The following is a 24,104-nucleotide window of genomic DNA, read 5'->3' as shown; positions in this document are numbered from 1 at the left end:
ATTTGATATCTTTTGATATTATAATAACAAGTAATTGATGCTTATGAGTAATCAAATAGAGTATAGACACATTCGATATTTTTTGGCTGTTGCAGAGACACTTCATTTTAGAAAGGCGGCAGAGAAATTATATATTTCTCAACCTGGTTTAACAAGGCAGATTAAAAATATGGAAGACGATTTAGGTGTAAAGCTTTTTGATCGTCATAATAGAAAAGTTGAGTTAACAAAAACAGGCGAGTATTTAAGAAAAGAATTAACTCGTAATTTAAATGAGTTAACCGAAATTTTAGATTTTGCAAAATTGGTAAATAATGGTGTTGAAGGGAATTTGAATTTTGGATATGTGGGATCCGCCATGAAAAAAATAATACCTCAATTATTGTTGAGGTTAAAGGAAGAGTATGAAAATGTTGTTTTCAATTTAAAGGAAATGAACAACCAGCAACAAATAGAACAATTGCTTTCTAATGAAATTGATGTTGGCTTTGTACGTTTAGATAGAGTGCCAGCTGGTTTAGGTATTTACGAAGTTTTAAAAGAACCTTTCTGTTTGGTACTGCCCATAGAACATCCGCTGAATAGCGACAATTTTAAAAGTTTAATTCAATTAGAAAAAGTACCATTTATTATGTTCGATTCTTCTGATAGTTCTTCTTATTATGAAAAAGTAATGCAACTTTTTGATGATAGTGGTTTTTCTCCCATCGTTTCTCATAGTACCATACATGCAGCTTCTATATATAGTTTAGTAGAAAATGGTTTGGGTATTTCTATTGTGCCAGCATCTTTAACGTTAACGGATAATAAGAAAGTGAAATTTATAGCATTAGATAAAATGACGCAAAGAACGTCTCTTTCTGTAATTTGGAATAAAAATAATAAAAACCCTTCCTTACAGCATTTGTTAAAGTTTATTGAAGAAATTTAATATGTAATATGCGTTTAAATTGAAATAGTGGTGTTTTTTTATCAGAAAAAATTACATCAAAAACATTAGCATTTGTTGGTCTGCCTGTATTATTCTAACTTATTTTTAACTTAGAGAAAAGCCTTTTAATAACAAATCTTGTTTTTTTCTTAAATTAAAAAATTTGAATGGCTTAAGTTTAGAAAATGTTGAACTCTAGGTGTTAGAAAAAGGGTATTCTCATTACAACAAGTCAATTTACTATTGATGCACCCAAATTTATACTCTTTATTGATCGACTTAAAAGACGAAAAAAATAATACTATAGAAGCAATAAGTATTAAAGTAGGTTTTAGAAATATTAAGATAGAGAATAGCCAGTTTTTAGTGAATGGGCAACCTGTACTTGTTAAAGGAGCCAATCTGCATGACCATAGTGATACAGAAGGACATGCTGTTAAAGAAGAAGTAACATTTTATGCTACTAAAAACGATTCGTAATTGTTCTTTAACTATCAATTAATTTTCCTTAATTTTATCTTCTAAAATTCAGAAAATTTGTTAACACAACTTTCCATTAATAACTACGCATTAATCAATAAGTTATCTATTGATTTTTCTTCTGGTTTATCTATTATTACAGGAGAAACCGGAGCAGGTAAATCCATACTTTTAGGAGCATTAGGATTGGTGCTTGGTAACAGAGCCGATTTATCTTCATTAAAAGATACTTCAACAAAATGTATTGTTGAAGCAAAAGTTGCGCTTTCTAGTTATCATTTAGAAGACTTTTTTAAAGAAGTAGATTTAGATTACGAGTCTGAAACCATTATTAGAAGAGAAATTTTACCATCTGGTAAATCAAGAGCTTTTGTAAATGATACGCCTGTTACGCTGTCTGTTTTAAATCAATTAAGATCTAAATTGATAGATGTACACTCTCAGCATCAAACAATGCAACTGTCTGATAACAGTTTTCAGTTTACTATTTTAGATGCCTTGGCAAAAAATCAAGCAAGAATTGCTTCTTACCAAAGAGGATTTGTACAGTTAAACAAATTAAAAAAAGAACTTAGTAAGTTAGAGGAAAAGCAATTAATTGCAAATCAGAAATACGACTATAATTTACATCTTTTTAAGGAATTAGAAGAAGCTAAAATTAAAGTTGATGAGCAAGAGATTTTAGAAGAAAAGCTAGAGAAATTAAACAATATAGAAGACATAAAAGACAATTTATCGGAAGCACTTGAGCTTACGATAAATGAAGAAATCGGAATTCAGAATTTACTAAACACTTTAGAAAACAGACTGACTAAAATTTCTACGTTTTCTAAAGAATATCAAACGTTATCAGAAAGAATTACTTCTGTAAAAATAGAAATTGATGATATTGTTTCTGAGTTAGAAGATGCTAATGAAAATGTAGATTTCAACCCAAATGAAGCAGAAGAAATTAATGACAGATTACAATTGCTATATAATTTACAGAAAAAACATGCTGTTGGTTCAAATAAAGAACTAATACAAGTTTTCGAAAAAATTTCTGAAGAAGTAGGTGATGTAGAATCTGCAGACGAAGTAATTAACGAAAAGCAAAAGGAAATAGATGATATTTCTGTAAAATTAGATAAAGTAGCAGATTTAATTTCTAAAGCAAGAACAAGCTCAATACCTAAATTAACAAAAGAATTGCAAGTTTTGTTAACCGATTTAGGAATGGAAAACGCTCGTTTTTCAATAAAGATAAAAGCAACTAAAAATTATTTTTCAAACGGTAAAGACGAATTAGAATTCCTTTTTTCTGCTAATAAAGGCGGACATTTTGGTGAGTTAAAGAAAGTGGCTTCTGGTGGAGAATTGTCTAGAATTATGCTTTCTGTAAAAACAATTTTATCAGAAAACACACAATTACCAACCATTATTTTCGATGAAATAGATACGGGAGTTTCTGGTGAGGTTTCTAATAAAATAGCAGCCATTATGCAGCAGATGAGTAAAAATATGCAAGTAATTGCTATTACGCATTTACCGCAAATTGCCGCAAAAGGAATCAATCACTACAAGGTGTATAAAGAAGAAGTAAAGGGTGTTACCACAACTAATTTAAAACAATTAACTACAGAAGAACGTATTGTAGAAATTGCAGAAATGTTAAGTGGTAAAGATATTTCCGACTCTGCATTAACACACGCAAAAGAATTATTGAATTAGTTTATATAAAACTTATAAAGTGAGATTGTTATTTCGAAATGAGCTTTTTTAGCGATTGAGAAATCTCATAAAACAAATATTTAGCAACATGTACAACTTACTAAAAGGAAAAAAAGGAATCATTTTTGGTGCTTTAAATGAAAACTCTATCGCTTGGAAAACGGCTCAAAGAGCACATGAAGAAGGAGCTGAGTTTGTTTTAACCAACGCACCGGCTTCTATAAGAATGGGCCAATTAGATGTTTTAGCAAAGAAAACCGGTTCTCAAATTATTCCTGCAGATGCTACTTCTGTTGAAGATTTAGAAAACCTTATTGAAAAATCTATGGAGATTCTTGGCGGTAAAATAGATTTCGTTTTACATTCCATCGGTATGTCTGTAAATGTTAGAAAAAATAAACCGTATACAGATCCAAATTACGATTATACCACAAAAGGTTGGAATGTTTCAGCCGTTTCTTTTCATAAAGTACTCAATGTTTTGTATCATAAAAAAGCCATGAAAGATTGGGGTTCTATTGTTGCTTTAACTTATATGGCGGCGCAAAGAGTGTTTCCAGATTACAATGACATGGCAGATAATAAAGCCTATTTAGAGTCTATTGCACGTAGTTTTGGGTATTATTTTGGTAGAGATTTTAAAGTGCGTGTCAACACTATTTCTCAATCTCCAACGCCAACAACTGCTGGAAACGGCGTAAAAGGTTTCGACGGATTTATCAATTTTTCAGAAAAAATGAGTCCTTTAGGCAATGCTTCTGCGGCCGATTGTGCAGATTATACCATTTCATTATTTTCAGACTTAACCAAGAAAGTTACGTTGCAAAACCTATTTCACGATGGTGGCTTCTCTAACATGGGCGTAAGTGATGCTGTTATGGATAAGTTCGAATAGTTTTATAAGAAGCTATTTCCAGCTTTCCGTTATATCTTTTTTTAAGAAAAATAAAAAAAGGATGCCACTTCAATCTGGGCTAAGTTTATTTGCCAACTTTTTTAAAGATTAAAGCAAGTAACAGCCTAATTTTTTAACTTTGATAACTGATAACTGATAACTGATAACTGATAACTGATAACTGATAACTGATAACTGATAACTGATAACTGATAACTGATAACTGATAACTGATAACTGATAACTGATAACTGATAACTGATAACTGATAACTGATAACTGATAACTGATAACTGATAATTGAAATACTCCATCATCATACCTGTTTACAATCGTCCTACAGAAATAGACGAATTATTAGAAAGTCTTACACAACAAGATTTCTCTAAAGATTTTGAAGTTTTAATTATAGAAGACGGCTCTACAGAAAAAAGTGAAGCAGTTGTAGGGAAGTATAATAATCAATTAGATTTAAAATATTTTTTTAAAGAAAACAGTGGCGCAGGAGCAAGCAGAAATTTCGGAATGCAGCATGCTAATGGAGATTATTTTATCATCTTAGACTCGGATGTTATTGTTCCAAGTCAATATCTATCCGAAGTAAATAAAGCATTAAAAATAAATTTTACAGATGCTTTTGGTGGTCCAGATGCGGCGCATAAAAGTTTTACAGCATTACAAAAAGCCATTAATTATTCTATGACTTCTGTGTTAACTACAGGCGGAATTCGTGGTAAAAAGCAAGCTGTAGGTAAATTTCAACCAAGAAGTTTTAATTTAGGACTTTCTAAAGCTGCTTTTAATAAAACACAAGGTTTTTCTAAAATGAAAAACGGAGAAGATATCGATTTAACATTCCGACTTTGGGAAAACGGTTTTGAAACACAATTGATAGAAAAGGCATTTGTCTATCATAAAAGAAGAAGCTCTATTCAGCAATTTTTTAAACAAACTTTTGGTTTCGGAACAGCAAGACCCATTTTGAATAAAAAATATCCAGAAACAGCAAAACCAACCTATTGGTTTCCTTCTTTGTTTATTATAGGGATTGATGTGAGTATCATTTTGGCTGTCTTTGGCTATAATCAATTACTCTATTGCTACGGATTGTATTTCTTGCTAATTTTCTTAGATTCCCTCTTTCAGAATAAGAATTTACAAGTAGCTTTTTTAAGTATGTTTACTTCTTTAACGCAGTTTTTAGGATACGGATTAGGCTTTCTGGAGTCGCAATTTTATCCGAAGAAATAGTAATATTTGGCTAAAGCCATGTTGTAATAAAATCTACTTTCCTATGGATAAATCCATAGGCAATTGAATAATATAAAAGAAAAGATATTGTTTTGTTGTAAATAGGCACTGGCTTCAGCCTGTGCTTGTTGTAATAAAATATATTTACCTATGGATAAATCCATAGGAAATTGAATAATATAAAAAGAAAAGATATTGTTTTGTTGTAAATAGGCACTGGCTTCAGCCTGTGCTAAATTAATGAGATAAATATTGGCTTTAGCCAAAGTTTAAAAGTAGCATGTTGTTTAAGAATATGTATTCTTCTGAATAAAAAAAAATAATTTTTTTATTTATAGAACGCTTTCGATTTTTCCCAATACACATCCATTTCAGTTAAGGACATATCCGCAAGTTCTTTGCCTTCTTTTTTAGCTTCTTTTTCTAGAAATTGAAAACGATTGATAAACTTCTTATTTGTTTTTTCTAAAGCATTTTCTGGGTTTACACCAATAAAGCGAGCGTAGTTTATCATAGAAAATAAGACATCACCAAACTCTTTTTCAGTTTCTTCTTTGTTTCCAGCTTTTACCTCTTCGTTTAGTTCGGTTAATTCCTCTTGTACTTTTTCCCAAACTTGTTCTGGGTGTTCCCAATCGAAACCAACTCCTTTCACTTTTTCTTGAATTCTACTTGCTTTTACAACAGCAGGTAAACTTTTAGGAACACCTTCTAAGACAGAAGTGTTTCCTTCTTTTAATTTTAATTGTTCCCAATTACGTTTTACTTCTTCTTCAGTATCAGCAACAACATCTCCATAAATATGAGGATGTCTATGTATTAATTTATCGGAAATAGCATTGGCAACATCGCCAATATCAAAAGCTTTTTGTTCGCTTCCAATTTTAGCATAAAAGACGATGTGCAGAAGCACATCGCCTAATTCTTTTTTTATTTCGGGTAAATCATTGTCTAGAATAGCATCTGCCAATTCGTACGTTTCTTCAATTGTAAGATGACGTAAACTTTCTAAAGTTTGTTTTTTATCCCAAGGACACTTCTCACGAAGGTCGTCCATAATATCTAACAATCTGTTAAAAGCGGCTAATTGTTCTTTTCTGCTATTCATGTTTTTTAGTTTCGAAGCTGAACGTTGTGTTTTTTTTTATAGTAAACCTAATAATTTAATGAGATTTCTCAATCGCTTAAAAAAGCTCATTTCGAAATAACAGTCGTTATATTTTTTTAGTTTTGAATACTGAATACTGAATACTGAATACTGAATACTGAATACTGAATACTGAATACTATTTACTCTTTTTCTGTTTCTTCAGCAGTTACTTCTTCTACTTTAGGAAATTCCATACCAGCTTTTACTAAAATATTAAACCATTGAATTACTTTTTTAATATTAGAAGCATATACTCTTTCTTCATCATAACCTGGCAATACTTCAGAGAAAAAGTTAGTTAAGTTTTTACTACTTTCTTTATGAGATATCGCTTCTTTTCCTTCCGTTTTTTCGAACATTGAAGTAAAGATTTTTAATAAAGGCACATCTTCTTCGTACGTGTAAATTGCTATGTTTTCTAACAAACTAACGTTTTGAGCCGCATTAATTGCGACACGTTTTTTTTCTACTATAGATTCTGCAATTACTGCATTTTTTGTTTGAGATATTACTTGAAATAATCCTGGTTTACCTGTTACGGCAATAATTTTGTTAAATTCCATATATGTTTTTATTTTTTTTGTTGTTCTAGTTCAGTTGAGAGGTTGTTTTAAACCAAAACGGAATAGTTCTCTACCACGCTAGAACAGACATTAATTTATATTATTTACCTTTTTTAGCATTTGGGAAACGCATTCTGTAATCTGCGTTAATTTTTCCTTTAGAAATTTTTTCTAATTTCTTATTGATCAATCTTTTTTTAAGAGTAGATAGTTTATCCGTAAATAAAATTCCATCGATATGATCATACTCGTGCTGAAAAACTCTAGCCGCTAAACCATCTAAGGTTTCTGTATGTGTTTTAAAGTCTTCATCTTGGTATTCAATGGTAATTTCTGGTTGACGAAAAACATCTTCTCTAACATCAGGAATACTTAAACAGCCTTCATTAAAAGCCCATTCATCTCCTTCTTCTTTAATAATTTTAGCGTTTATAAATACTTTATTAAAGTTTTTTAAAGCTTCTCTATCTTTTTCAGACAAGTCTTCATCTTCTGCAAAAGGCGAAGCGTCTATAATAAACAAACGAATAGATTTACCTATTTGAGGAGCAGCCAAACCAACACCAGAAGCATTGTACATGGTTTCTCTCATGTTAGAAATCAATTTTTCTAAATTAGGATAATCTGCATCAATTTCTACGCCTACTTTTCGTAAAACAGGATCTCCGTAAGCAATAACTGGTAATATCATTTCATTTTTTTTTAAGATTTGCAAAAATACAATTTAGAATTACGAATTACGAATTTTGAATTGCGAATTTTAAGATGGGGCATTTTTTTATAACAAAAAAACAATTTACCCCTTTATATAAGGTAAGTTGTTTTAGTGTAGAGATTGTTCATTATTTAGAATGATAAACTCATTTTTATTAAATTAAGTATAGCCTTAATCGTTTTTTAAGTTGAAATAATTACAAAAATTAACCTTTGTTATATAAATAGGACTGTAATATAATTGTTGCACTAATTTCATCAACCAAAGCTTTATTTCTGCGTTGTTTCTTATTTAATCCACCATCAATCATTGTCTGAAAAGCCATTTTAGACGTAAAACGTTCATCAATTCTTAAAAGAGGAATTTTTGGGATTTGCTTTTCAAGCTTTTGTAGAAAAGGAAGAATCAATGCTTCACTTTCGCTATCAGTATTATTCATTTGTTTTGGTTTACCTACCACAAACAGTTCTACTTTATTTTTAGAAATATATTCTTTTAGAAAAGGAATTAAATCGTCGGTATTTACTGTTGTTAAACCAGAGGCAATAATTTGAAGTTCATCTGTTACTGCAATACCTGTTCTTTTTTTACCAAAATCGATGGCGAGAATTCTACTCAAATTAAATGTTTTTTGCAAAAATAAAAGTTATAATCTAATAACCATCGTTTAATTGAAATATTATCAATTAGTTAACTATTAAATTTTAACAATTTGACAATTGTATTTTAAACAACATCAAATAATCTGTTTAAAAAACGTATATTCGTTCGCGTTTTTGTGGATAGATTTATATTTGCACAAATATACTTATTAGGATGAAAGAAATTAGAAAAATCATAGAGGCAGCTTGGGATAATCGTGAGTTGTTAAAAGAAGAAAATACAATTAACACAATTAGAAAAGTTGTTGATTTATTAGATAAAGGAGAATTAAGAGTTGCAGAACCTACAACAGATGGTTGGCAAGTAAATGAATGGGTAAAGAAAGCAGTAGTTTTATATTTCCCTATTCAGAAAATGGAAACTTTAGAAGCTGGTATTTTTGAATATCATGATAAAATGCCTTTAAAAACAGATTACGCAGCGCAAGGAGTTCGTGTGGTTCCTGGAGCATCTGCTCGTAAAGGATCTTACCTTTCACCAGGTACTATTTTAATGCCAAGTTACGTTAATATTGGGGCGTATGTAGATGAAGGAACTATGGTTGATACTTGGGCTACTGTTGGTTCTTGTGCGCAAATTGGTAAAAATGTTCACCTTTCTGGTGGAGTAGGTATTGGTGGTGTTTTAGAACCATTACAAGCAGCTCCTGTAATTATAGAAGATGGCGTTTTTGTTGGTTCTAGATGTATTGTTGTAGAAGGTGTTAGAGTAGAAAAAGAAGCTGTTTTAGGTGCAAATGTGGTACTTACTATGAGTACAAAAATTATTGATGTTACTGGTGATGTACCTGTAGAAACTAAGGGTGTTGTACCTGCAAGATCTGTGGTGATACCAGGAAGTTATACAAAGAAATTTCCAGCAGGAGAATTCAATGTACCTTGTGCTTTAATTATCGGAAAAAGAAAAGAAAGCACCAATAAAAAGACTTCTTTAAATGATGCATTAAGAGAATATGACGTTGCTGTTTAAGAATTAAAAAAAACTATGACAAAAATTACTGCAATTATACCCACACTAAATGAAGAAATTCATATAGCTGATGCAATAAAATCGGTAGGTTTTGCAGATGAAATTATTGTGATAGATTCTTTTAGTACAGATAAAACTATTGAAATAGCTGAAAAGCTACATGTAAAAATCATCAAACGAAAGTTTGATGATTTTTCTTCTCAAAAAAACTTTGCAATATCTCAAGCAGAACATTCTTGGATTTACATTTTAGATGCAGATGAAAGAGTTACGCCTGATGTAGAAAAAGAAATTCTATTGGCAGTAAAAGAACCTAATGATTTTGTAGGATTCTTTGTGCGAAGAACTTTTTATTTTGCTGAAGAAAAAATAAATTATTGTGGGTGGCAAAGAGATAAGGTAGTTCGTTTGTTTTTAAAAGAGCATTGTAAATACACAGGTGTTGTTCATGAAACAATTAAAACAACTGGTAAATTAGGTTTTTTAAAACATAAAATAGATCATTTTGGGTATAGAAATTATGATCATTTTATTGCTAAAATCCATCATTATGCTTTCTTAAAAGCTAAAGATTTACATATGCAAGGTAAAAAAGTTGGTTTGTTTCACATCCTTATAAAACCACCTGCCAGATTTTTTATTCATTATATAATTAGGTTAGGTTTTTTAGATGGTTTTGCGGGCATTATTTTAGCAAAAACATTGGCGTATTCTGTGTTAACCAGATATATAAAACTTTGGCTTTTAAATAAAGGACTAAAGGAAAGTTAATTTTTTTTATAAAAGAGATAGTTTCTCACAAACCTATAGGTTTTATAGGTGACTAATGAAATTAGTTGCCAAAAAGGGCGGATGATTTCTCTTAATGCTTTTTTAAACTTTGGCATTTTCTTTTGCTGAATGGTTGTACCTCCAACATTTTTATCATTGCTAGTTACATAGGTTTTATTAGTTGTTAAAACATAAGATTGATGTTTAAAAACATCTTGCTTTAAAACATCAATTGGTGCGTAATAAGTAGTAAGGTTTTTAGAAAGTTTTTCTGCAGCTGTTTTACCAATAATTTGTCCTGTTGTTTGTAACGAAGGAATTAAAAAAGTACTGATTAATTTATTAGATTTCAATTTTAAAAACCCCTTTCTTCCAGAAATATCTAAAAAATCTTTATTGGTAATTGAATGTAAAAGTAGGTTTATATCTGTAAAAAAATCTGCTGTTAATAAGGCGTCGTCTTCTAAAACTATAGCAAATTCTTCTCTTTGAGTCGCAATTATTTTCCACAAATCGAAATATGTTTTTGTTAAACCTATTTCGCCATCATTTAGATATGGATAATGTGTTAAGATATTATGTTGTTTTTTTGTTTTTTTTAAAAAATCTTCTGGTAATTCTTTTCCATATACTGCCGGCATTCTTGTTAGTGGAATATTCAGTTTTTTAAATTGATTTTCCATAAAATTTCTGCGCTCTAAGCTTTTATCTAAATTGATATAATATACCTTGTATGAACTCATATTTTTATCCAATTTTTACACGCAATTTCATTTTTAAAGTTAACAAACCATTGTTTTGGAGCAATTATAGTTTTGTTTTTATTTTTATTTAACCAAGCTCCCCACCAAGAAAAACTACTATTTGCAGTAATATTATGGTTACATAAACTCATTAAATACATGTCTTCATGTGGTATAGATTTAACATCAACATAAAATGCATTTGTTATTTTTAAGTTTCCTTTTGTCCAGGTAATATCATCAGAAAAAACAAAGAAAAGTGTGTCTTGATATTTTTTATTTATTATACTTATGGCGCTTCTATAATATTCTAAACTACAAGTTCCATGAATATTATTTGCTTTTTTATCAGAAATATAATCACCTCTTCTAATATGAAGAGAACAGCTATTTTTTGATTCTGTAATTTGTGAAGCAATTATTTCTGTCTTAAAAGATAATTTTTGATTGATACTAAACTCTTTTAATAATGTGTCTCTTATTTCTATAAAATATTTTTCAGTTTGAAAGTATCCTTTTACGTATTCATTACCTTTTAGTGATTTAAGGTTTTTATTAAATAATAAGCTTTTTTCTTTGATCGATTTTTTTAATCCAATTTTAGCAAAAAGAGTAGAGAAAGAATCTGCTGTTTTTAAATTAATTTTATATTTATCTAATTGGTAACCACCATGTAATTTATATTTCTTAATTTCAGAAAGATCTAACTTTACATTGTACCCTTTATTTTCAAGAGCTTTTGCATACGCATATTGAAACATTTGATTTCCTAATCCACCAAGTATTCTAACAACAATCATATTACCTTTTTTCTATAAGAATGTGGTATTTTCACCGTGTGTAAAAATACAATTTAATTGTTATAATTTTAGAATCTATAAGTCTGAATAAGGTGTTTTGGTAATAATTAATAGCTATTAAAAGGAAAGTTGGTTTAAACCTAACAGGTTATCGCTATTTATTTTAATTAGCCAGCTCATTGTAAAATTATTAATATGTAAATTCATTTAAAGAAATTGTTAAACCAATTTTGGATGGCGCATTTTATATAGTAAATTTGCATCAAAATAAAGAGAATCTATAATGCTTTGCTGGTTTTTAAAAATTGGTAATTAGATTTAAGTTTTAAGACCATAGTTCATGCAGAAACAGTTGTTTAAAGAAGCAATTTCATCAGAAATATTTAGTGTAATATCAAAAGCATCCACTCAACTACAAATAGATAGTTATGTTATTGGAGGTTTTGTTCGTGATTTTTTCTTAAAAAGAGGTAATTCTAAAGATATAGATGTCGTAGCAGTTGGTAGTGGTATTGAGTTAGCTAAACAAGTTGCTAAATTATTGCCAAACAAACCTAAAGTACAAGTTTTTAAAACTTACGGAACAGCAATGCTACGTTTTAATGATGTAGAAATTGAGTTTGTTGGTGCTAGAAAAGAATCATATTCTGAAGATAGCAGGAACCCAGATGTAACAGCCGGAACATTACAAGACGATCAAAACAGAAGAGATTTAACGATAAATGCATTAGCATTAAGTTTAAACGAAGCTAATTTTGGAGAATTGTTAGATCCTTTTGGAGGAATAGAAGATTTAGAAAATAAAGTGATTAAAACACCTTTAAACCCAGATATTACCTATTCGGATGATCCTTTAAGAATGCTGCGTGCTATTCGTTTTACAACGCAATTAAATTTTAATATTGATACAGAGTCTTTAGAAGCAATTTCTAGAAATGCCTATCGATTAAAAATTATTACTCGAGAAAGAATTGTAGATGAGTTGAATAAAATTTTGTCTTCAGTAAAACCTTCTATTGGGTTTTTATTATTAGAAAAATCAGGATTGTTACAACAAATTCTTCCGGAATTGATTGCTTTAAAAGGAGTAGAGGAAGTGGAGGGGCAGAAACATAAAGATAATTTTTATCATTCTTTAGAAGTGGTGGATAATATTTGTGAAAATACGGAAGATGTTTGGTTACGTTGGGCTGCTTTGTTACATGATATTGGGAAAGCTCCAACTAAAAAATTTAGTAAAAAAGTAGGTTGGACATTTCATGCGCATGAATTTGTAGGGTCTAAAATGGTAGTTAAATTGTTTAAGCGATTAAAAATGCCACTGAATAATAAAATGAAATTTGTTCAGAAAATGGTGATGCTAAGTTCTAGACCCATTGTTTTAGCAACCGAGGTTACTGACTCTGCTGTTAGGCGTTTGGTTTTTGATGCTGGTGATGATATTAATTCTTTAATGACCTTGTGTGAAGCGGATATTACCACTAAGAATCCAAAGAAATTTAAGCGTTATCATCAAAACTTCGAATTAGTTAGAGCTAAAATAAAAGAGGTAGAAGAAAGAGATCAGGTACGTAATTTTCAACCACCAGTTACAGGTGAAGAAATTATGGAAGCTTTTAATTTAAAACCTTGTAGAGAAATTGGTCAAATAAAAGAAGCTATAAAAGAAGCAATTTTAGAAGGAGATATTCCTAATGAAAAGCAAGCTTCTTATGACTTTATGATTAGAAAAGGGAAGGAATTGGGGTTAAAAATAATTTAAGAACCTAAAATAACTTTTGTTCCTTTTTTAATAATTCCAGAACCTATAGAAAAAAAGATAGCTATTATTTTAATTAGAAATGGTTTGTGTTTTTCATGGAACTGTTCGAAAGACATATAATCATAGGCGTAGGAAAATAATTTTAATCCCTTTTTACTAGGTTGTTTTCCAAGAAATTTTACTCCTTTTCTAGTTTTGTTAAGATTTCTGATAATAAAACGGTCTTTATAAAATTTAAAAATATAATTTCCATAAGTTTCGTATTCACTAAATCCGCTTTTTTCTAAATTCTCGGAATCAATTTTATCTAAAATATCATACCACCAATTCTCTTTTTGGGAAATTTTAAGTAATATTTCTTTTACAATCTCTTTATCGAATACTAAATGTTCTGCTATAAAAGAAAAGTTTACTTGTTTTTTTAATCCAATAAGTTTTTCTAAAGTAATAAAATAAGGTTTATGATGTTCTTTTGTTTTCTCTAAGAAAATCTTATTATCTTTTGAAATAAAATGAATCGGATTTAAAGCAACAGCATCTGCATCCCAGACTAAATATAAATTCGTTATAAAACTTAATTTAGAAATACTTAGTTTTAAAAATTGTTGAAAATACCAACCAGCCCTATAAATATCTGCATTCCGTTTTTTAAAGTATTCTTGGATATTATTTAAAGTTAATCCATCTAAAATTTCATTCTCATCTAAGTAAATAACTGTATCTCCTAGAGCATTTTTTATAGTTTCGAAATTATCTCTTTTAGTAATAATATAAATGTTATTGTAAGAGATATTTTTAATTATAGAAGGAATTGTTTTATCAATAGCTAATGAAACTAAATTCGATTTAATCGGAATAATAACATCTAATTTCATTGTAATCTTTTATTAATTACGCTAAACTTTGCATCGTAACCAACTTAAAATACTCACCTTTTTTGGCAAGTAATTCTTCATGTTTACCTTGTTCTACAATTTTTCCTTTTTTCATGACCACAATTTTATCTGCTTTTTGAATGGTAGATAATCTGTGTGCAATAACTAAAGAAGTTCTATTTTGCATCATTTTTTCTAATGCAACTTGTACCAATTGTTCAGACTCTGTGTCTAGCGCAGAAGTAGCTTCGTCTAAAATCATTATTGGAGGGTTCTTTAAAACAGCTCTCGCAATAGATAAACGTTGTTTTTGTCCGCCAGAAAGTGTGTTTCCGCTGTCACCAATATTTGTATTGTATTTTTCTGGTAAATTCTGAATAAATTCATCAGCATTTGCAATTGTAGCCGCTTCTAAAATAGCGTCATCCGTTGCGTTTTTAGTACCTAAATTAATGTTGTTTGCAATGGTGTCATTAAATAAAATAGAATCTTGAGAAACAATACCCATTAAATTTCTTAAAGATTTTTTGGTAACGTCTTTAATGTTTTGATTATCAATAAGAACATCACCTTTATTAACATCGTAAAAACGAGTAATTAGGTTGGCTAATGTAGATTTTCCACTACCAGATTGACCAACCAAAGCAACGGTTTCTCCTTTGTTAATGGTTAATGAAAAGTCTTTTAAAACATAATTATCTTTATATTTAAAAGAGATATTTTTAAATTCAATTTTATTGGTAAAATCTTCTTTTACAATAGCATTTGGTTTGTCTTTAATACTATTTTCTGTATTTAAAACCGTCATAATTCTTTCTGCAGAAGCCTCTCCTTTTTGAATATTATAAAAGGTAGAAGTAATTAATTTTATAGGGTTTAAAACCGTGTAAAATAACACAATATAACCTAAAAATTCATCTGGTTGCAAAGTACTCGTCTTTGCTAAAACCTCTGTTCCTCCGTACCAAAGAATGGCAATAATGGTTGCCGAACCTAAAAATTCACTCATTGGAGAAGCCAATGTTTGCCTGTGAATTACACTGGTCATTAATTGTTTAAAATGAAGTGTAGAGTTGTTAAACTTTTTAGCGATTACGCCCTCTGCATTAAAGCCTTTAATAATTCTTAAACCGGTTAAGGTTTCTTCTATAAATGATAAAAAATTACCATTTTCTTTCTGAGCCTTGGCAGATTTTGCTTTTAATTTTTTACTGATGGATGAAATTATAAATCCAGAAACGGGTAATAAAACAAAAACAAAGAGTGTTAATTTTACACTCATAAAAAGCATAATAGAAATTGCAATAATTACGGTTAACGGCTCTCTAACAATGGTTTCTATAGATGTTAAAATAGAATTTTCTACCTCTTGCACATCAGAGGTCATACGCGCAATTATGTCTCCTTTTCTTTTTTCGGAAAAGTAGGAGATAGGCAATTCTACAATTTTTTCGTATAATTTATCTCGTAAATCTTTTACAATTCCTGTTCTTAAAAAGGTAATTACATAAGAAGCTAAATATCTAAATAGATTTTTAAAAAAGAATAAAGAAACAGATAGTAAGCAAATAAAAACAAGTGTTTTTATATTGCCTTCAGTTTCTATTTTATTTGATATATAGAAATAAAAACTTTCTTTTAAGTAGTCTCCAATTCCGGTAATCCCCTCGTAGGTTGGTTTACTTACAACCTTTTTATCTGTGCTAAATAAGATGCCTAAAACAGGTATAAAAGCTAATACGGACAATACATTAAAAATAGCGTAAAGTATGTTGAATAGAAGGTTTAAAACTGTAAACCTTCTATACTTTTTTTCATATTTTAAAATGTCTTTAAAATACCCCATTAATTCAATTTCATTTCTTCAATAATTCTTTGAATCTTAGCATCTAAAGCAGCTTCTGTTGCATCTGCATTTGTAGCATTATCTAATGCAGTATTTACACTAAAGTAGAACTTTATTTTTGGTTCTGTTCCACTAGGCCTTGCAGCAATTCTTGTTCCAGATTCTGTTTGATAAATTAAAACATTCGATTTTGGTAAATCAATCGTTGTTACTTTACCGGTAATTAAATTCTTTTTTGTTGATGCATCGTAATCACAAAGTGATTCTACTTTTTCTCCATCAATTTCTGTTAAAGGATTATTACGCATGTCACTCAACATTTGCTGAATTTCTGCAGCACCATCCATTCCTTTTTTAGTGATAGAAATTAAATGCTCTTTATAATAACTGTTTTTAACATAGATTGCTAATAACTCTTCATAAAAAGAACTTCCGTTTTGTTTTGCATAGGCAGCAACTTCACAAGCTAAAAGTGTTGCGGTAACTGCATCTTTATCTCTTACAAAACCACCAACCATGTAACCAAAACTTTCTTCTCCACCACCAACAAAATCTAGTTCAGGGAAATCTCTCACCATTTTGGCTATCCATTTAAAACCCGTTAAACCAACTTTGGTGTCTACACCATAATTTGCAGCTACATCATTTACCAATTCTGTAGAAACAATAGTAGAACCTACAAATTGTTTTCCATTGATTTTACCTTCTTCTTTCCATTTTTTTAATAGAAATTCAGTCATAACAACCATTGTTTGGTTCCCATTCATTAATTTCATGTTTCCATCAGTATCTCTAATTGCAACACCTAAACGATCACAATCAGGATCTGTACCAATAACAATATCAGCGCCAATTTTGTTTGCTAAATCAGTTGCCATTTTTAAAGCTTCTGGTTCTTCTGGATTTGGAGATTTTACTGTTGGGAAATCTCCATTAGGTACTCTTTGTTCTTCAACAATATGTACATCTGTATATCCTGCTTTTGCCAATGCATCTGGTACAGAAACAATAGATGTTCCGTGTAAAGACGTAAAGACAATTTTTAAATTTTTTCTATCAATGTTATCAGATAAAGAACCATTTTTTACAGACGCTTCAATAAAAACATCATCAACTTCTTTACCAATAACTTCAATTAAGTTTTCGTTTGCATCAAATTTAATTTCAGAGAAATCTAAAGCATTTACTTTAGCTATAATTCCACCATCATGCGGAGGAACAATTTGTCCACCATCTGCCCAGTATACTTTGTAACCATTATATTCTGGCGGGTTATGAGAAGCAGTTAATACAATACCAGCATCACAACCTAAATGACGTACTGCAAAAGATAATTCTGGAGTTGCACGTAAATCTTCAAAAAGATATACTTTTATGTTATTTGCAGATAAAACATCTGCAACAACTTTAGCAAACTTTTTACTATTATGTCTACAATCGAAAGCAATAACAACACTACGTTGTTCTTTTTTTACATTTTCTATTAAGTAATTAGATAAACCTTGTGTAGCTCTACCTAATGTGTATTTGTTAATTCTATTGGTTCCTGCGCCCATAATTCCACGCATTCCACCAGTACCAAATTCCATGTCTTTATAGAATCTGTCTGCTAAAGCATCAGGGTTATTAGCGATTAATTCTTGAATTTCTGTTTGAGTTTCAGCATCAAATGTAGCTGTTAACCATTGTTTTGCTTTGTCTAAAATATTATCCATTGTATAAAGGTTGTATTACTTAATTGATGTACAAATATACTATTTAGAAATTGAGTTTTTCTTTAATCGTATAGTGTTTTTCGTTACTTTTTGTTTTTATAATGAGTTCTCCAATAAATCCTGCTAAAAATAATAAAGTTCCTAAAATCATAGAGGTTAGGGCAATAAAAAACCAAGGATTGTCAGTTACCAGTATTGTTTTAATGCCATTAAACACTTTGTATAGTTTTATGGCTCCAATATAAAATGCTGATGTAGTACCGAATAAAAACATTAGAGTTCCCCAAAGACCAAAAATATGCATGGGTCTTTTACCAAATTTAGATAAAAAAGAAATGGTAATTAAATCTAAAAAACCATTTACAAAACGATCCATTCCAAATTTAGTTTCTCCGTATTTTCTTGCTTGATGTTGTACTACTTTTTCGCCAATTTTAGTATAGCCTTCGTTTTTAGCTAAAACAGGAATGTATCGGTGCATTTCTCCGCTTACTTTTACTGCTTTTATAACTTCGTTTTTGTACGCTTTTAAGCCGCAATTAAAATCGTTTAGTTTTAAACCAGATGTTTTTCTAGCGGCAGCATTAAATAATTTTGATGGAATGTTTTTGGTGATAACGTTGTCATAACGTTTCTTTTTCCAACCAGAAATTAAATCGAAATCTTCTTTAACGATTAAATCATATAATTCAGGAATTTCATCTGGATTGTCTTGTAAATCGGCATCCATAGTTATAACGACGTTACCTTTTGCCATTTCAAAACCAGCATCTAACGCCTGCGATTTTCCGTAATTTTTTTTAAAACGAATTCCTTTTACAGCTTCATTTTTAGAAGATAATTCTTCTATAACTTTCCAAGAATTGTCTGTGCTACCATCATCTATAAAAATAACTTCATAAAAATAACGATTGGATTGCATAACTTTTGCAATCCAATCGTATAATTCTTGTAAAGATTCATCTTCGTTAAGAAGTGGTATTACTACCGAAATATCCATATTATATATTCAAAAATTTTAACTCATCATTTATATAAATATTAAACGATGTTTTTTTTGTTTTAGTAAGTTTCTTCTTCATTTTTTTTCATAATAGCTGCAGTAATAGCAGAAATTATAAAACCAAAAAAGGCAGATGTGGCAAGAATAATAGCCGATAAAATACCAGGAGTCTGAAATTTTTGAGCCATTGCTGTTGCATTGTCAACTTGCTCTTCTGTCATACCAGCATCTAGCCAAGCTTGTTCTTGTACCTCTATTGCTCGTTGTTGAAAAGTAGGATCTATGTAAGTCATAAATAATAACGTATAAACTAAAGCAATTACAGCGCTAATCATTGTAATTCCTAAACCTATTTTTACACCTTCTCCCCAAGAAATAAAGCCGCCATTTGCTTCTCTAAACTTTTTAATACCAATTATAATAAGTGCAATCATTGCTGCAAAACTAATAAGGCTATTTATCCATTGATATTCTAATAAACTACCAGCAGCAAAAAGAATTAGGTGAACAATTACTCCTATTAATCCTAAGTATACACCATAAGTTAGTATGATGTTTTTACTGTTTGCTTGATTTTCCATATTTTTTTTAAGTTTAGTGATACAAATATATTGTTTTCATTGTTGATAGTTTTTACTTTACGAAAAAAGATTGTAACTTATCTCAACAATACATTAGTATTCAGAGTGTTGAAAATGTTACAAAAAAATATTACTTTTTTTTGTTGTCATAATAAAAAAACCTCGTAAATTTGCCGCGGCAAGTCCTACACAACTAGCTCCCTTTGAATCCTCCAGGGCGGGAACGCAGCAAAGGTATTAGGTTGTAGCGGTGTGATGTAGGTAGCTTGCCATTTTTTTATCCTGAATTTATTTCAGGATCTTTATAACTTAATTCTGAATTTCTTCAGAATTTTTCTTTTTTACAGCAATTATTAACTTTCTCCTTTTTAGTTTCCCTCGTTTACTTTTAAGATATTTGCATCCAAATTCAAGCATTCAAATATTTTATTAAAAAATTTAGGTTTGTATTCTATAAATTTTTAATAAATCAATCTTTTTATAATCACATGTCTAAAGTTGTATTAATTACTGGAGCTTCATCCGGAATAGGAAAATCTATTGCTACGTTTTTATCTGAAAAAGGGTACAAAGTATACGGAACAAGTAGAAACCCTAAAAACACAGAAAACTTTTCTTTTACGTTAATTGCTTTAGATGTTTTAAAGGTTGATACTATTAATTCGGCAATCGATTTTATCATTCAAAAAGAAGGACGCTTAGATGTTTTGGTAAACAATGCGGGAATGGGAATTACAGGTCCCATAGAAGATACACCAACTGATGAAATGCGCGCTGTTTTTAATACCAATCTTTTTGGAGCTGTAGATGTTATGAAAGCTGCTTTACCGCAAATGCGTAAACAAAAATCGGGACTTATTATAAACGTAACTTCTATTGCTGGTTATATGGGCTTACCTTTCAGGGGATTGTATTCTGCTACAAAAGGAGCTTTAGAAACGATTACTGAAGCTACAAGTATGGAGGTAAAACCATTCGGAATTAAAGCAACATGTGTTGCTCCTGGAGATTTTGCAACCAATATTGCTGCCGGAAGATATCATACGCCGGTTTTTGAAACTTCTGCTTATAAAGAGAATTATCAAATGAATTTAAATTTGATGGATGCGCACGTAAGTGGCGGAATGGATCCTATAGAAATGGCAAATGCTATTTTTAAAATTATAAATACTAAAAACCCTAAAATTCATTATAAGGTCGGTGGCTTTATGGAGAAATTTTCTATTGTTTTAAAACGAATTTTACCAGACAGAATGTATGAGAAAATCTTAATGGATCATTATAAATTATAGTTTTAGAAGATTTGTTTTTATGTTTATAAGTAGTAAAAAAATATTTTTATTTCACTTCTTATACTTACAGGCAAGTAACTATCTTTGCGTTAGGGATTGAAGTGGAAATCCTTTTTTAATGTCGGTTCGAGTAAATTTGCTTTTTCGGCAAATTTGTATCGAGAACAAATTAAAAAAGATTGCAGCGAAAAGCCCGCTCGAACGCCCAAATAAAACAGAACAATTACAACTAAATATATACAAATGAAATTTTTTATTGATACTGCAAATTTAGAGCAAATTAAAGAAGCGCAAGCTTTAGGTATTTTAGACGGTGTAACTACAAACCCATCTTTAATGGCTAAAGAAGGTATTACTGGCGAAGTAAACATTATTAACCATTACAAAGAAATTTGTAACTTGGTAGAAGGTGATGTTTCTGCAGAGGTGATTTCTACAGATTTTGACGGAATGGTAAAAGAAGGTGAAGCTTTAGCTGCTTTAAACCCTCAGATTGTGGTAAAATTACCAATGATAAAAGACGGTGTAAAGGCGTGTAAATACTTTTCTTCTAAAGGGATTAAAACAAACGTAACGTTAGTGTTTTCTGCAGGTCAGGCTTTATTGGCTGCTAAAGCAGGTGCAACGTATGTTTCTCCATTTATTGGTCGTTTAGACGATATTTCTACAGACGGAATGAATTTAATTAAAGAAATTCGTTTAATTTATGACAATTACGGTTTCGAAACTCAAATTTTAGCAGCTTCTGTACGTAATACAATGCACATTATTAACTGTGCAAAATTAGGATCTGACGTTATGACTGGACCTTTAAGTGCAATAGAAGGTTTGTTAAAACACCCATTAACAGATAGTGGTTTAGCTACATTTTTAGCAGATTACAAAAAAGGAAACTAGCGTATAGTTTTTAGTTGTTGGTTTTTAGTTTTTAGTATCCACTCTTAACTTAAAATCAACAACTAAAATTTTAAAAATAATAAGAAGCTATTTCCTGCTTTACACTTTATCTTTTTGCAGAAAAAGCAAAAAGGATATCGTTTCAATCAGGGCTAAGCTTATTTATTAGCTAATAACAAAATTAAAAACGGTTTTTGGTTTTTAGTTTTTTTTAGTTTTAGAACCTCACTAAAAACTAAGAACTGAAAACTAACAACTTTTAAATCTTAAAAAAGATTTAAAAAATGTACCCTAAAAAAGAACTCGCACAAATTGTAATTTCAGCATGTAGTCAATTTAATATTGATACGGTTGTTATTTCTCCAGGTTCACGTAATGCTCCTTTAACGGTTGGTTTTTCTAATCATCCAGAAATAGAAACATTAAGTGTGGTAGACGAGCGTTGTGCTGCTTTTTTTGCTTTGGGTATTGCGCAACAAACTCAGAAACCTGTAGCAATTTCATGTACTTCTGGTTCTGCTTTGTTAAATTATTATCCTGCAATTGCAGAAGCTTTTTATAGCAACATTCCGTTAGTGGTAATTTCTGCAGACAGACCAAAACATTTAATTGATATTGGAGACGGACAAACCATTCGACAAGAAAATGTCTTTGAAAACCATATTTTGTTTTCTGCCAATTTAATTGATGAAGTTGTCAGTTCGAGTGCTGTCGAGAACTCAAAACTCATTTGTGAGGCTTTGCAAATAGCGATTTCGCAAAAAGGACCTGTCCATATAAATGTTCCGTTTGATGAGCCTTTGTATGAAACTGTTTCTACAATTGATACGGTCATTGCAAACAAAGTGAAGCAATCTTTTGAAGAGATTACTTCGTTGTTTACTCCTCGTAATGACGATACAGATTATAAAAAACTAGCTTCAATTTGGAATGCAGCCGAAAAGAAAATGATTCTTGTTGGAGTTAATTATCCGGATGAAGAACTACATCAATTAATGGATTTTTATGCAGATGATACTTCTGTTTTAATTTTAACAGAAACGACTTCTAATTTACATCAACAGAAAGCAATCGATTCTATAGATCAATTAATTTTTTCTTTAGACGATACTCAGTTTATAGATTTAAAACCAGACGTGTTAATCACTTTTGGAGGAATGATTGTTTCTAAAAAGGTAAAGCAGTTTTTAAGAAAATATCCACCAAAACATCATTGGAATATTGATAAGAAAAAAGCAATGAACACGTTTTTTTGTTTATCAGAATTTATTCAAATAGAACCTGTAGATTTCTTTTCTAAATTTAACACAACAATCGTAAAAAAAGAAAGTAACTATCAGCAAAAATGGTTGCAATTTCGTGATGAGAAGCGCGAGAAACATACTGCCTATTTATCAAAAACAACACATTCTGACTTTAAAGTTTTTGAGCAAATTATAGCAAGTGTGCCTACTAATAGTCAGTTGCAAATTAGCAACAGTTCTATTATTAGATACGCGCAATTATTTTCTATAGATAAAACAAACAATGTTTATTGTAATAGAGGAACAAGCGGAATTGATGGTAGCACAAGTACGGCTATTGGAGCGGCTTTTGCGGCTAAAAATCAGACTGTTTTTATAACAGGAGATATTAGTTTTTTTTATGACAGTAATGCGTTGTGGAATGCTGCTATTCCTAAAAACTTTAGAATTATTTTAATTAATAATTCTGGTGGCGGAATTTTTAAAATTATTCCAGGACCAGGAACCACAAACGCTGCTAAATATTTTGAAACTCCGCATTCTTTAACTGCAGCACATTTATGTAAAATGTATAATTTCGATTATTTAAAAGCAGATTCTACAGAAACAGTACAAGAACAATTAGACGGTTTTTATGAAACAGATACTGAAATAAATTCAGTACTTACGAAAAAACCAAAAATATTAGAAATCTTTACGCCAAGTGAAGAAAATGATTTAATTTTAAAAGCATATTTTAAATATATACAATAATGGATTCACAAGAAGATTTATACGAAGGAGAAGAAAATTTACAAGAAGACGAAAATAATTCGGAGGAGGTAGATATGTACTTAAAAGAAGGCGATAAAGTAAACTTAGTCATTGAAACAGAAACAGGTTTAGGTTACACTGTTTTAATTAATGAAGAGTTTGATGGTTTGCTTTTTAGAAGTGAAGTTTTTCAGGAATTAGAAGAGAATATGGAAGTTGTTGGTTACATAAAACAAATCCGTGAAGACGGAAAAATTGATGTTTCTTTGCGTCCACAAGGTTTTAGAAACGTAATTGATTCTGACGTAGATAAAGTGCTTACTAAGTTAAAAGAAAGTAGAGAAGGCTTTTTGTTATTAACAGATAAAAGTTCTCCAGATTCTATTCGTTTTCACATGAAAATGAGTAAAAAAGCATTTAAAAAAGCAGTTGGAAATTTATATAGACAGAAACTTATTTTAATTAAAGAAGATAGAATAGAGTTGGTGTAACATA

24 protein-coding genes and 1 other RNA gene are annotated in these 24,104 nt (G+C 30.1%); 13 read left to right on the top strand and 12 right to left on the bottom strand.

Annotated elements, in window-relative coordinates:
* The first annotated feature begins 43 nt into the window (after window positions 1-43).
* The 5 genes from GQR92_RS08085 (at window position 44) to GQR92_RS08065 (ending at window position 5,267) form a co-directional block, all read left to right on the top strand.
* A complete protein-coding gene (locus tag GQR92_RS08085) occupies window positions 44-931 on the top strand; it encodes a LysR substrate-binding domain-containing protein (RefSeq protein ID WP_158838626.1) in 888 nt (295 codons plus the stop codon).
* A gap of 246 nt (window positions 932-1,177) precedes the next feature.
* A complete protein-coding gene (locus GQR92_RS08080; RefSeq protein ID WP_158838625.1) occupies window positions 1,178-1,411 on the top strand; it encodes a glycoside hydrolase family 2 TIM barrel-domain containing protein in 234 nt (77 codons plus the stop codon).
* A 57-nt stretch (window positions 1,412-1,468) separates the two neighbouring features.
* Window positions 1,469-3,121: a DNA repair protein RecN gene (gene recN / locus GQR92_RS08075; protein WP_158838624.1), complete on the top strand. Its 1,653-nt coding sequence runs from the start codon at window positions 1,469-1,471 to the stop codon at window positions 3,119-3,121.
* A gap of 88 nt (window positions 3,122-3,209) precedes the next feature.
* The gene (locus GQR92_RS08070) at window positions 3,210-4,016 is read left to right on the top strand and encodes an enoyl-ACP reductase FabI (protein WP_158838623.1); all 807 of its coding nucleotides are present in this window, start codon (window positions 3,210-3,212) and stop codon (window positions 4,014-4,016) included.
* Between the two features lie 300 nt (window positions 4,017-4,316).
* Entirely contained in the window at window positions 4,317-5,267 is a 951-nt protein-coding gene (locus GQR92_RS08065; RefSeq protein WP_158838622.1) for a glycosyltransferase, read from the top strand.
* 41 nt (window positions 5,268-5,308) lie between these two features.
* Here the strand turns inward: GQR92_RS08065 and GQR92_RS08060 are convergent, their stop codons facing one another.
* From GQR92_RS08060 to ruvX, 5 genes are all read right to left on the bottom strand, one after another.
* Window positions 5,309-5,533 (bottom strand): hypothetical protein, encoded by a 225-nt coding sequence (locus GQR92_RS08060; RefSeq protein WP_158838621.1) that lies wholly within the window; start codon window positions 5,531-5,533, stop codon window positions 5,309-5,311.
* A 62-nt stretch (window positions 5,534-5,595) separates the two neighbouring features.
* On the bottom strand, window positions 5,596-6,375 hold the full coding sequence (gene mazG / locus GQR92_RS08055; protein ID WP_158838620.1) for a nucleoside triphosphate pyrophosphohydrolase: 780 nt from the start codon (window positions 6,373-6,375) through the stop codon (window positions 5,596-5,598).
* Between the two features lie 182 nt (window positions 6,376-6,557).
* The gene (locus GQR92_RS08050) at window positions 6,558-6,980 is read right to left on the bottom strand and encodes a DUF5606 family protein (protein ID WP_158838619.1); all 423 of its coding nucleotides are present in this window, start codon (window positions 6,978-6,980) and stop codon (window positions 6,558-6,560) included.
* Between the two features lie 100 nt (window positions 6,981-7,080).
* A complete protein-coding gene (gene def, locus GQR92_RS08045) occupies window positions 7,081-7,671 on the bottom strand; it encodes a peptide deformylase (protein ID WP_158838618.1) in 591 nt (196 codons plus the stop codon).
* A 229-nt stretch (window positions 7,672-7,900) separates the two neighbouring features.
* Window positions 7,901-8,314 carry a Holliday junction resolvase RuvX gene (gene ruvX, locus GQR92_RS08040; RefSeq protein ID WP_158838617.1) on the bottom strand — a complete coding sequence of 138 codons (414 nt, stop codon included), beginning with the start codon at window positions 8,312-8,314 and terminating at the stop codon, window positions 7,901-7,903.
* Window positions 8,315-8,511: 197 nt separating this feature from the next.
* Here ruvX and GQR92_RS08035 point away from each other — a divergent pair, with 197 nt between their 5' ends.
* The gene (locus tag GQR92_RS08035) at window positions 8,512-9,327 is read left to right on the top strand and encodes a 2,3,4,5-tetrahydropyridine-2,6-dicarboxylate N-succinyltransferase (protein WP_158838616.1); all 816 of its coding nucleotides are present in this window, start codon (window positions 8,512-8,514) and stop codon (window positions 9,325-9,327) included.
* A 15-nt stretch (window positions 9,328-9,342) separates the two neighbouring features.
* Window positions 9,343-10,098, top strand: a complete 756-nt coding sequence (locus GQR92_RS08030; RefSeq protein WP_158838615.1) for a glycosyltransferase family 2 protein — start codon at window positions 9,343-9,345, stop codon at window positions 10,096-10,098.
* Here GQR92_RS08030 and GQR92_RS08025 read toward each other — a convergent pair.
* Both GQR92_RS08025 and GQR92_RS08020 read right to left on the bottom strand, forming a co-directional pair.
* Window positions 10,095-10,841, bottom strand: a complete 747-nt coding sequence (locus GQR92_RS08025) for a glycosyltransferase family 25 protein (RefSeq protein WP_233270071.1) — start codon at window positions 10,839-10,841, stop codon at window positions 10,095-10,097. The genes GQR92_RS08030 and GQR92_RS08025 overlap by 4 nt on opposite strands.
* On the bottom strand, window positions 10,838-11,641 hold the full coding sequence (locus tag GQR92_RS08020) for an alpha-1,2-fucosyltransferase (RefSeq protein ID WP_158838613.1): 804 nt from the start codon (window positions 11,639-11,641) through the stop codon (window positions 10,838-10,840). The genes GQR92_RS08025 and GQR92_RS08020 overlap by 4 nt, the downstream gene beginning before the upstream one ends.
* 340 nt (window positions 11,642-11,981) lie before the next feature.
* Between GQR92_RS08020 and GQR92_RS08015 the strand changes: the two genes are divergently transcribed.
* Window positions 11,982-13,403 carry a CCA tRNA nucleotidyltransferase gene (locus GQR92_RS08015; RefSeq protein WP_158838612.1) on the top strand — a complete coding sequence of 474 codons (1,422 nt, stop codon included), beginning with the start codon at window positions 11,982-11,984 and terminating at the stop codon, window positions 13,401-13,403.
* Here GQR92_RS08015 and GQR92_RS08010 read toward each other — a convergent pair.
* The 5 genes from GQR92_RS08010 to GQR92_RS07990 all read right to left on the bottom strand — a co-directional run bounded on the left by GQR92_RS08010 (window position 13,400) and on the right by GQR92_RS07990 (window position 19,423).
* Window positions 13,400-14,278, bottom strand: a complete 879-nt coding sequence (locus GQR92_RS08010; protein WP_158838611.1) for a DUF6492 family protein — start codon at window positions 14,276-14,278, stop codon at window positions 13,400-13,402. The genes GQR92_RS08015 and GQR92_RS08010 overlap by 4 nt on opposite strands.
* A 16-nt stretch (window positions 14,279-14,294) precedes the next feature.
* Window positions 14,295-16,124 carry an ABC transporter ATP-binding protein gene (locus GQR92_RS08005; RefSeq protein ID WP_158838610.1) on the bottom strand — a complete coding sequence of 610 codons (1,830 nt, stop codon included), beginning with the start codon at window positions 16,122-16,124 and terminating at the stop codon, window positions 14,295-14,297.
* Entirely contained in the window at window positions 16,124-17,839 is a 1,716-nt protein-coding gene (locus GQR92_RS08000) for a phospho-sugar mutase (RefSeq protein ID WP_158838609.1), read from the bottom strand. Before GQR92_RS08000 ends, GQR92_RS08005 begins: the two co-directional genes overlap by 1 nt.
* A gap of 43 nt (window positions 17,840-17,882) precedes the next feature.
* Window positions 17,883-18,839, bottom strand: a complete 957-nt coding sequence (locus GQR92_RS07995) for a glycosyltransferase family 2 protein (RefSeq protein WP_158838608.1) — start codon at window positions 18,837-18,839, stop codon at window positions 17,883-17,885.
* 62 nt (window positions 18,840-18,901) lie between these two features.
* On the bottom strand, window positions 18,902-19,423 hold the full coding sequence (locus GQR92_RS07990; RefSeq protein WP_158838607.1) for a DUF4199 domain-containing protein: 522 nt from the start codon (window positions 19,421-19,423) through the stop codon (window positions 18,902-18,904).
* A gap of 176 nt (window positions 19,424-19,599) precedes the next feature.
* Between GQR92_RS07990 and ffs the strand changes: the two genes are divergently transcribed.
* The 5 genes from ffs (at window position 19,600) to GQR92_RS07965 (ending at window position 24,100) form a co-directional block, all read left to right on the top strand.
* Window positions 19,600-19,698: signal recognition particle sRNA small type (ffs, locus tag GQR92_RS07985), an RNA gene on the top strand.
* A gap of 213 nt (window positions 19,699-19,911) precedes the next feature.
* Window positions 19,912-20,715 carry an SDR family oxidoreductase gene (locus GQR92_RS07980; protein ID WP_158838606.1) on the top strand — a complete coding sequence of 268 codons (804 nt, stop codon included), beginning with the start codon at window positions 19,912-19,914 and terminating at the stop codon, window positions 20,713-20,715.
* A gap of 243 nt (window positions 20,716-20,958) precedes the next feature.
* Window positions 20,959-21,612: a fructose-6-phosphate aldolase gene (fsa, locus tag GQR92_RS07975; RefSeq protein ID WP_158838605.1), complete on the top strand. Its 654-nt coding sequence runs from the start codon at window positions 20,959-20,961 to the stop codon at window positions 21,610-21,612.
* Window positions 21,613-21,896: 284 nt separating this feature from the next.
* On the top strand, window positions 21,897-23,609 hold the full coding sequence (menD, locus tag GQR92_RS07970) for a 2-succinyl-5-enolpyruvyl-6-hydroxy-3-cyclohexene-1-carboxylic-acid synthase (protein WP_158838604.1): 1,713 nt from the start codon (window positions 21,897-21,899) through the stop codon (window positions 23,607-23,609).
* Window positions 23,609-24,100, top strand: a complete 492-nt coding sequence (locus tag GQR92_RS07965; protein ID WP_233270069.1) for a DNA-binding protein — start codon at window positions 23,609-23,611, stop codon at window positions 24,098-24,100. Before menD ends, GQR92_RS07965 begins: the two co-directional genes overlap by 1 nt.
* Window positions 24,101-24,104: the final 4 nt, after the last annotated feature.

This window comes from Polaribacter sp. L3A8 (assembly GCF_009796785.1).
Taxonomy (GTDB): Bacteria; Bacteroidota; Bacteroidia; order Flavobacteriales; family Flavobacteriaceae; genus Polaribacter.
Note: the sequence above shows the minus strand (reverse complement) of the source record. Positions and strands in the feature narration are given on the sequence as shown.

What these genes read in the sequence shown, in the direction of transcription:
- GQR92_RS08030 (WP_158838615.1), top strand. Translation starts at nt 9,343, where the DNA reads ATGACAAAAATTACTGCAATTATACCCACACTAAATGAAGAAATTCAT.
- GQR92_RS07990 (WP_158838607.1), bottom strand. Translation starts at nt 19,423, where the DNA reads ATGGAAAATCAAGCAAACAGTAAAAACATCATACTAACTTATGGTGTA.
- GQR92_RS08025 (WP_233270071.1), bottom strand. Translation starts at nt 10,841, where the DNA reads ATGAGTTCATACAAGGTATATTATATCAATTTAGATAAAAGCTTAGAG.
- menD (WP_158838604.1), top strand. Translation starts at nt 21,897, where the DNA reads ATGTACCCTAAAAAAGAACTCGCACAAATTGTAATTTCAGCATGTAGT.
- GQR92_RS08050 (WP_158838619.1), bottom strand. Translation starts at nt 6,980, where the DNA reads ATGGAATTTAACAAAATTATTGCCGTAACAGGTAAACCAGGATTATTT.
- GQR92_RS08005 (WP_158838610.1), bottom strand. Translation starts at nt 16,124, where the DNA reads ATGGGGTATTTTAAAGACATTTTAAAATATGAAAAAAAGTATAGAAGG.
- GQR92_RS08035 (WP_158838616.1), top strand. Translation starts at nt 8,512, where the DNA reads ATGAAAGAAATTAGAAAAATCATAGAGGCAGCTTGGGATAATCGTGAG.
- GQR92_RS08015 (WP_158838612.1), top strand. Translation starts at nt 11,982, where the DNA reads ATGCAGAAACAGTTGTTTAAAGAAGCAATTTCATCAGAAATATTTAGT.
- GQR92_RS08070 (WP_158838623.1), top strand. Translation starts at nt 3,210, where the DNA reads ATGTACAACTTACTAAAAGGAAAAAAAGGAATCATTTTTGGTGCTTTA.
- GQR92_RS08000 (WP_158838609.1), bottom strand. Translation starts at nt 17,839, where the DNA reads ATGGATAATATTTTAGACAAAGCAAAACAATGGTTAACAGCTACATTT.
- def (WP_158838618.1), bottom strand. Translation starts at nt 7,671, where the DNA reads ATGATATTACCAGTTATTGCTTACGGAGATCCTGTTTTACGAAAAGTA.
- fsa (WP_158838605.1), top strand. Translation starts at nt 20,959, where the DNA reads ATGAAATTTTTTATTGATACTGCAAATTTAGAGCAAATTAAAGAAGCG.
- GQR92_RS07965 (WP_233270069.1), top strand. Translation starts at nt 23,609, where the DNA reads ATGGATTCACAAGAAGATTTATACGAAGGAGAAGAAAATTTACAAGAA.
- GQR92_RS08020 (WP_158838613.1), bottom strand. Translation starts at nt 11,641, where the DNA reads ATGATTGTTGTTAGAATACTTGGTGGATTAGGAAATCAAATGTTTCAA.
- GQR92_RS08080 (WP_158838625.1), top strand. Translation starts at nt 1,178, where the DNA reads ATGCACCCAAATTTATACTCTTTATTGATCGACTTAAAAGACGAAAAA.
- GQR92_RS08010 (WP_158838611.1), bottom strand. Translation starts at nt 14,278, where the DNA reads ATGAAATTAGATGTTATTATTCCGATTAAATCGAATTTAGTTTCATTA.
- GQR92_RS07980 (WP_158838606.1), top strand. Translation starts at nt 19,912, where the DNA reads ATGTCTAAAGTTGTATTAATTACTGGAGCTTCATCCGGAATAGGAAAA.
- GQR92_RS08085 (WP_158838626.1), top strand. Translation starts at nt 44, where the DNA reads ATGAGTAATCAAATAGAGTATAGACACATTCGATATTTTTTGGCTGTT.
- GQR92_RS07995 (WP_158838608.1), bottom strand. Translation starts at nt 18,839, where the DNA reads ATGGATATTTCGGTAGTAATACCACTTCTTAACGAAGATGAATCTTTA.
- mazG (WP_158838620.1), bottom strand. Translation starts at nt 6,375, where the DNA reads ATGAATAGCAGAAAAGAACAATTAGCCGCTTTTAACAGATTGTTAGAT.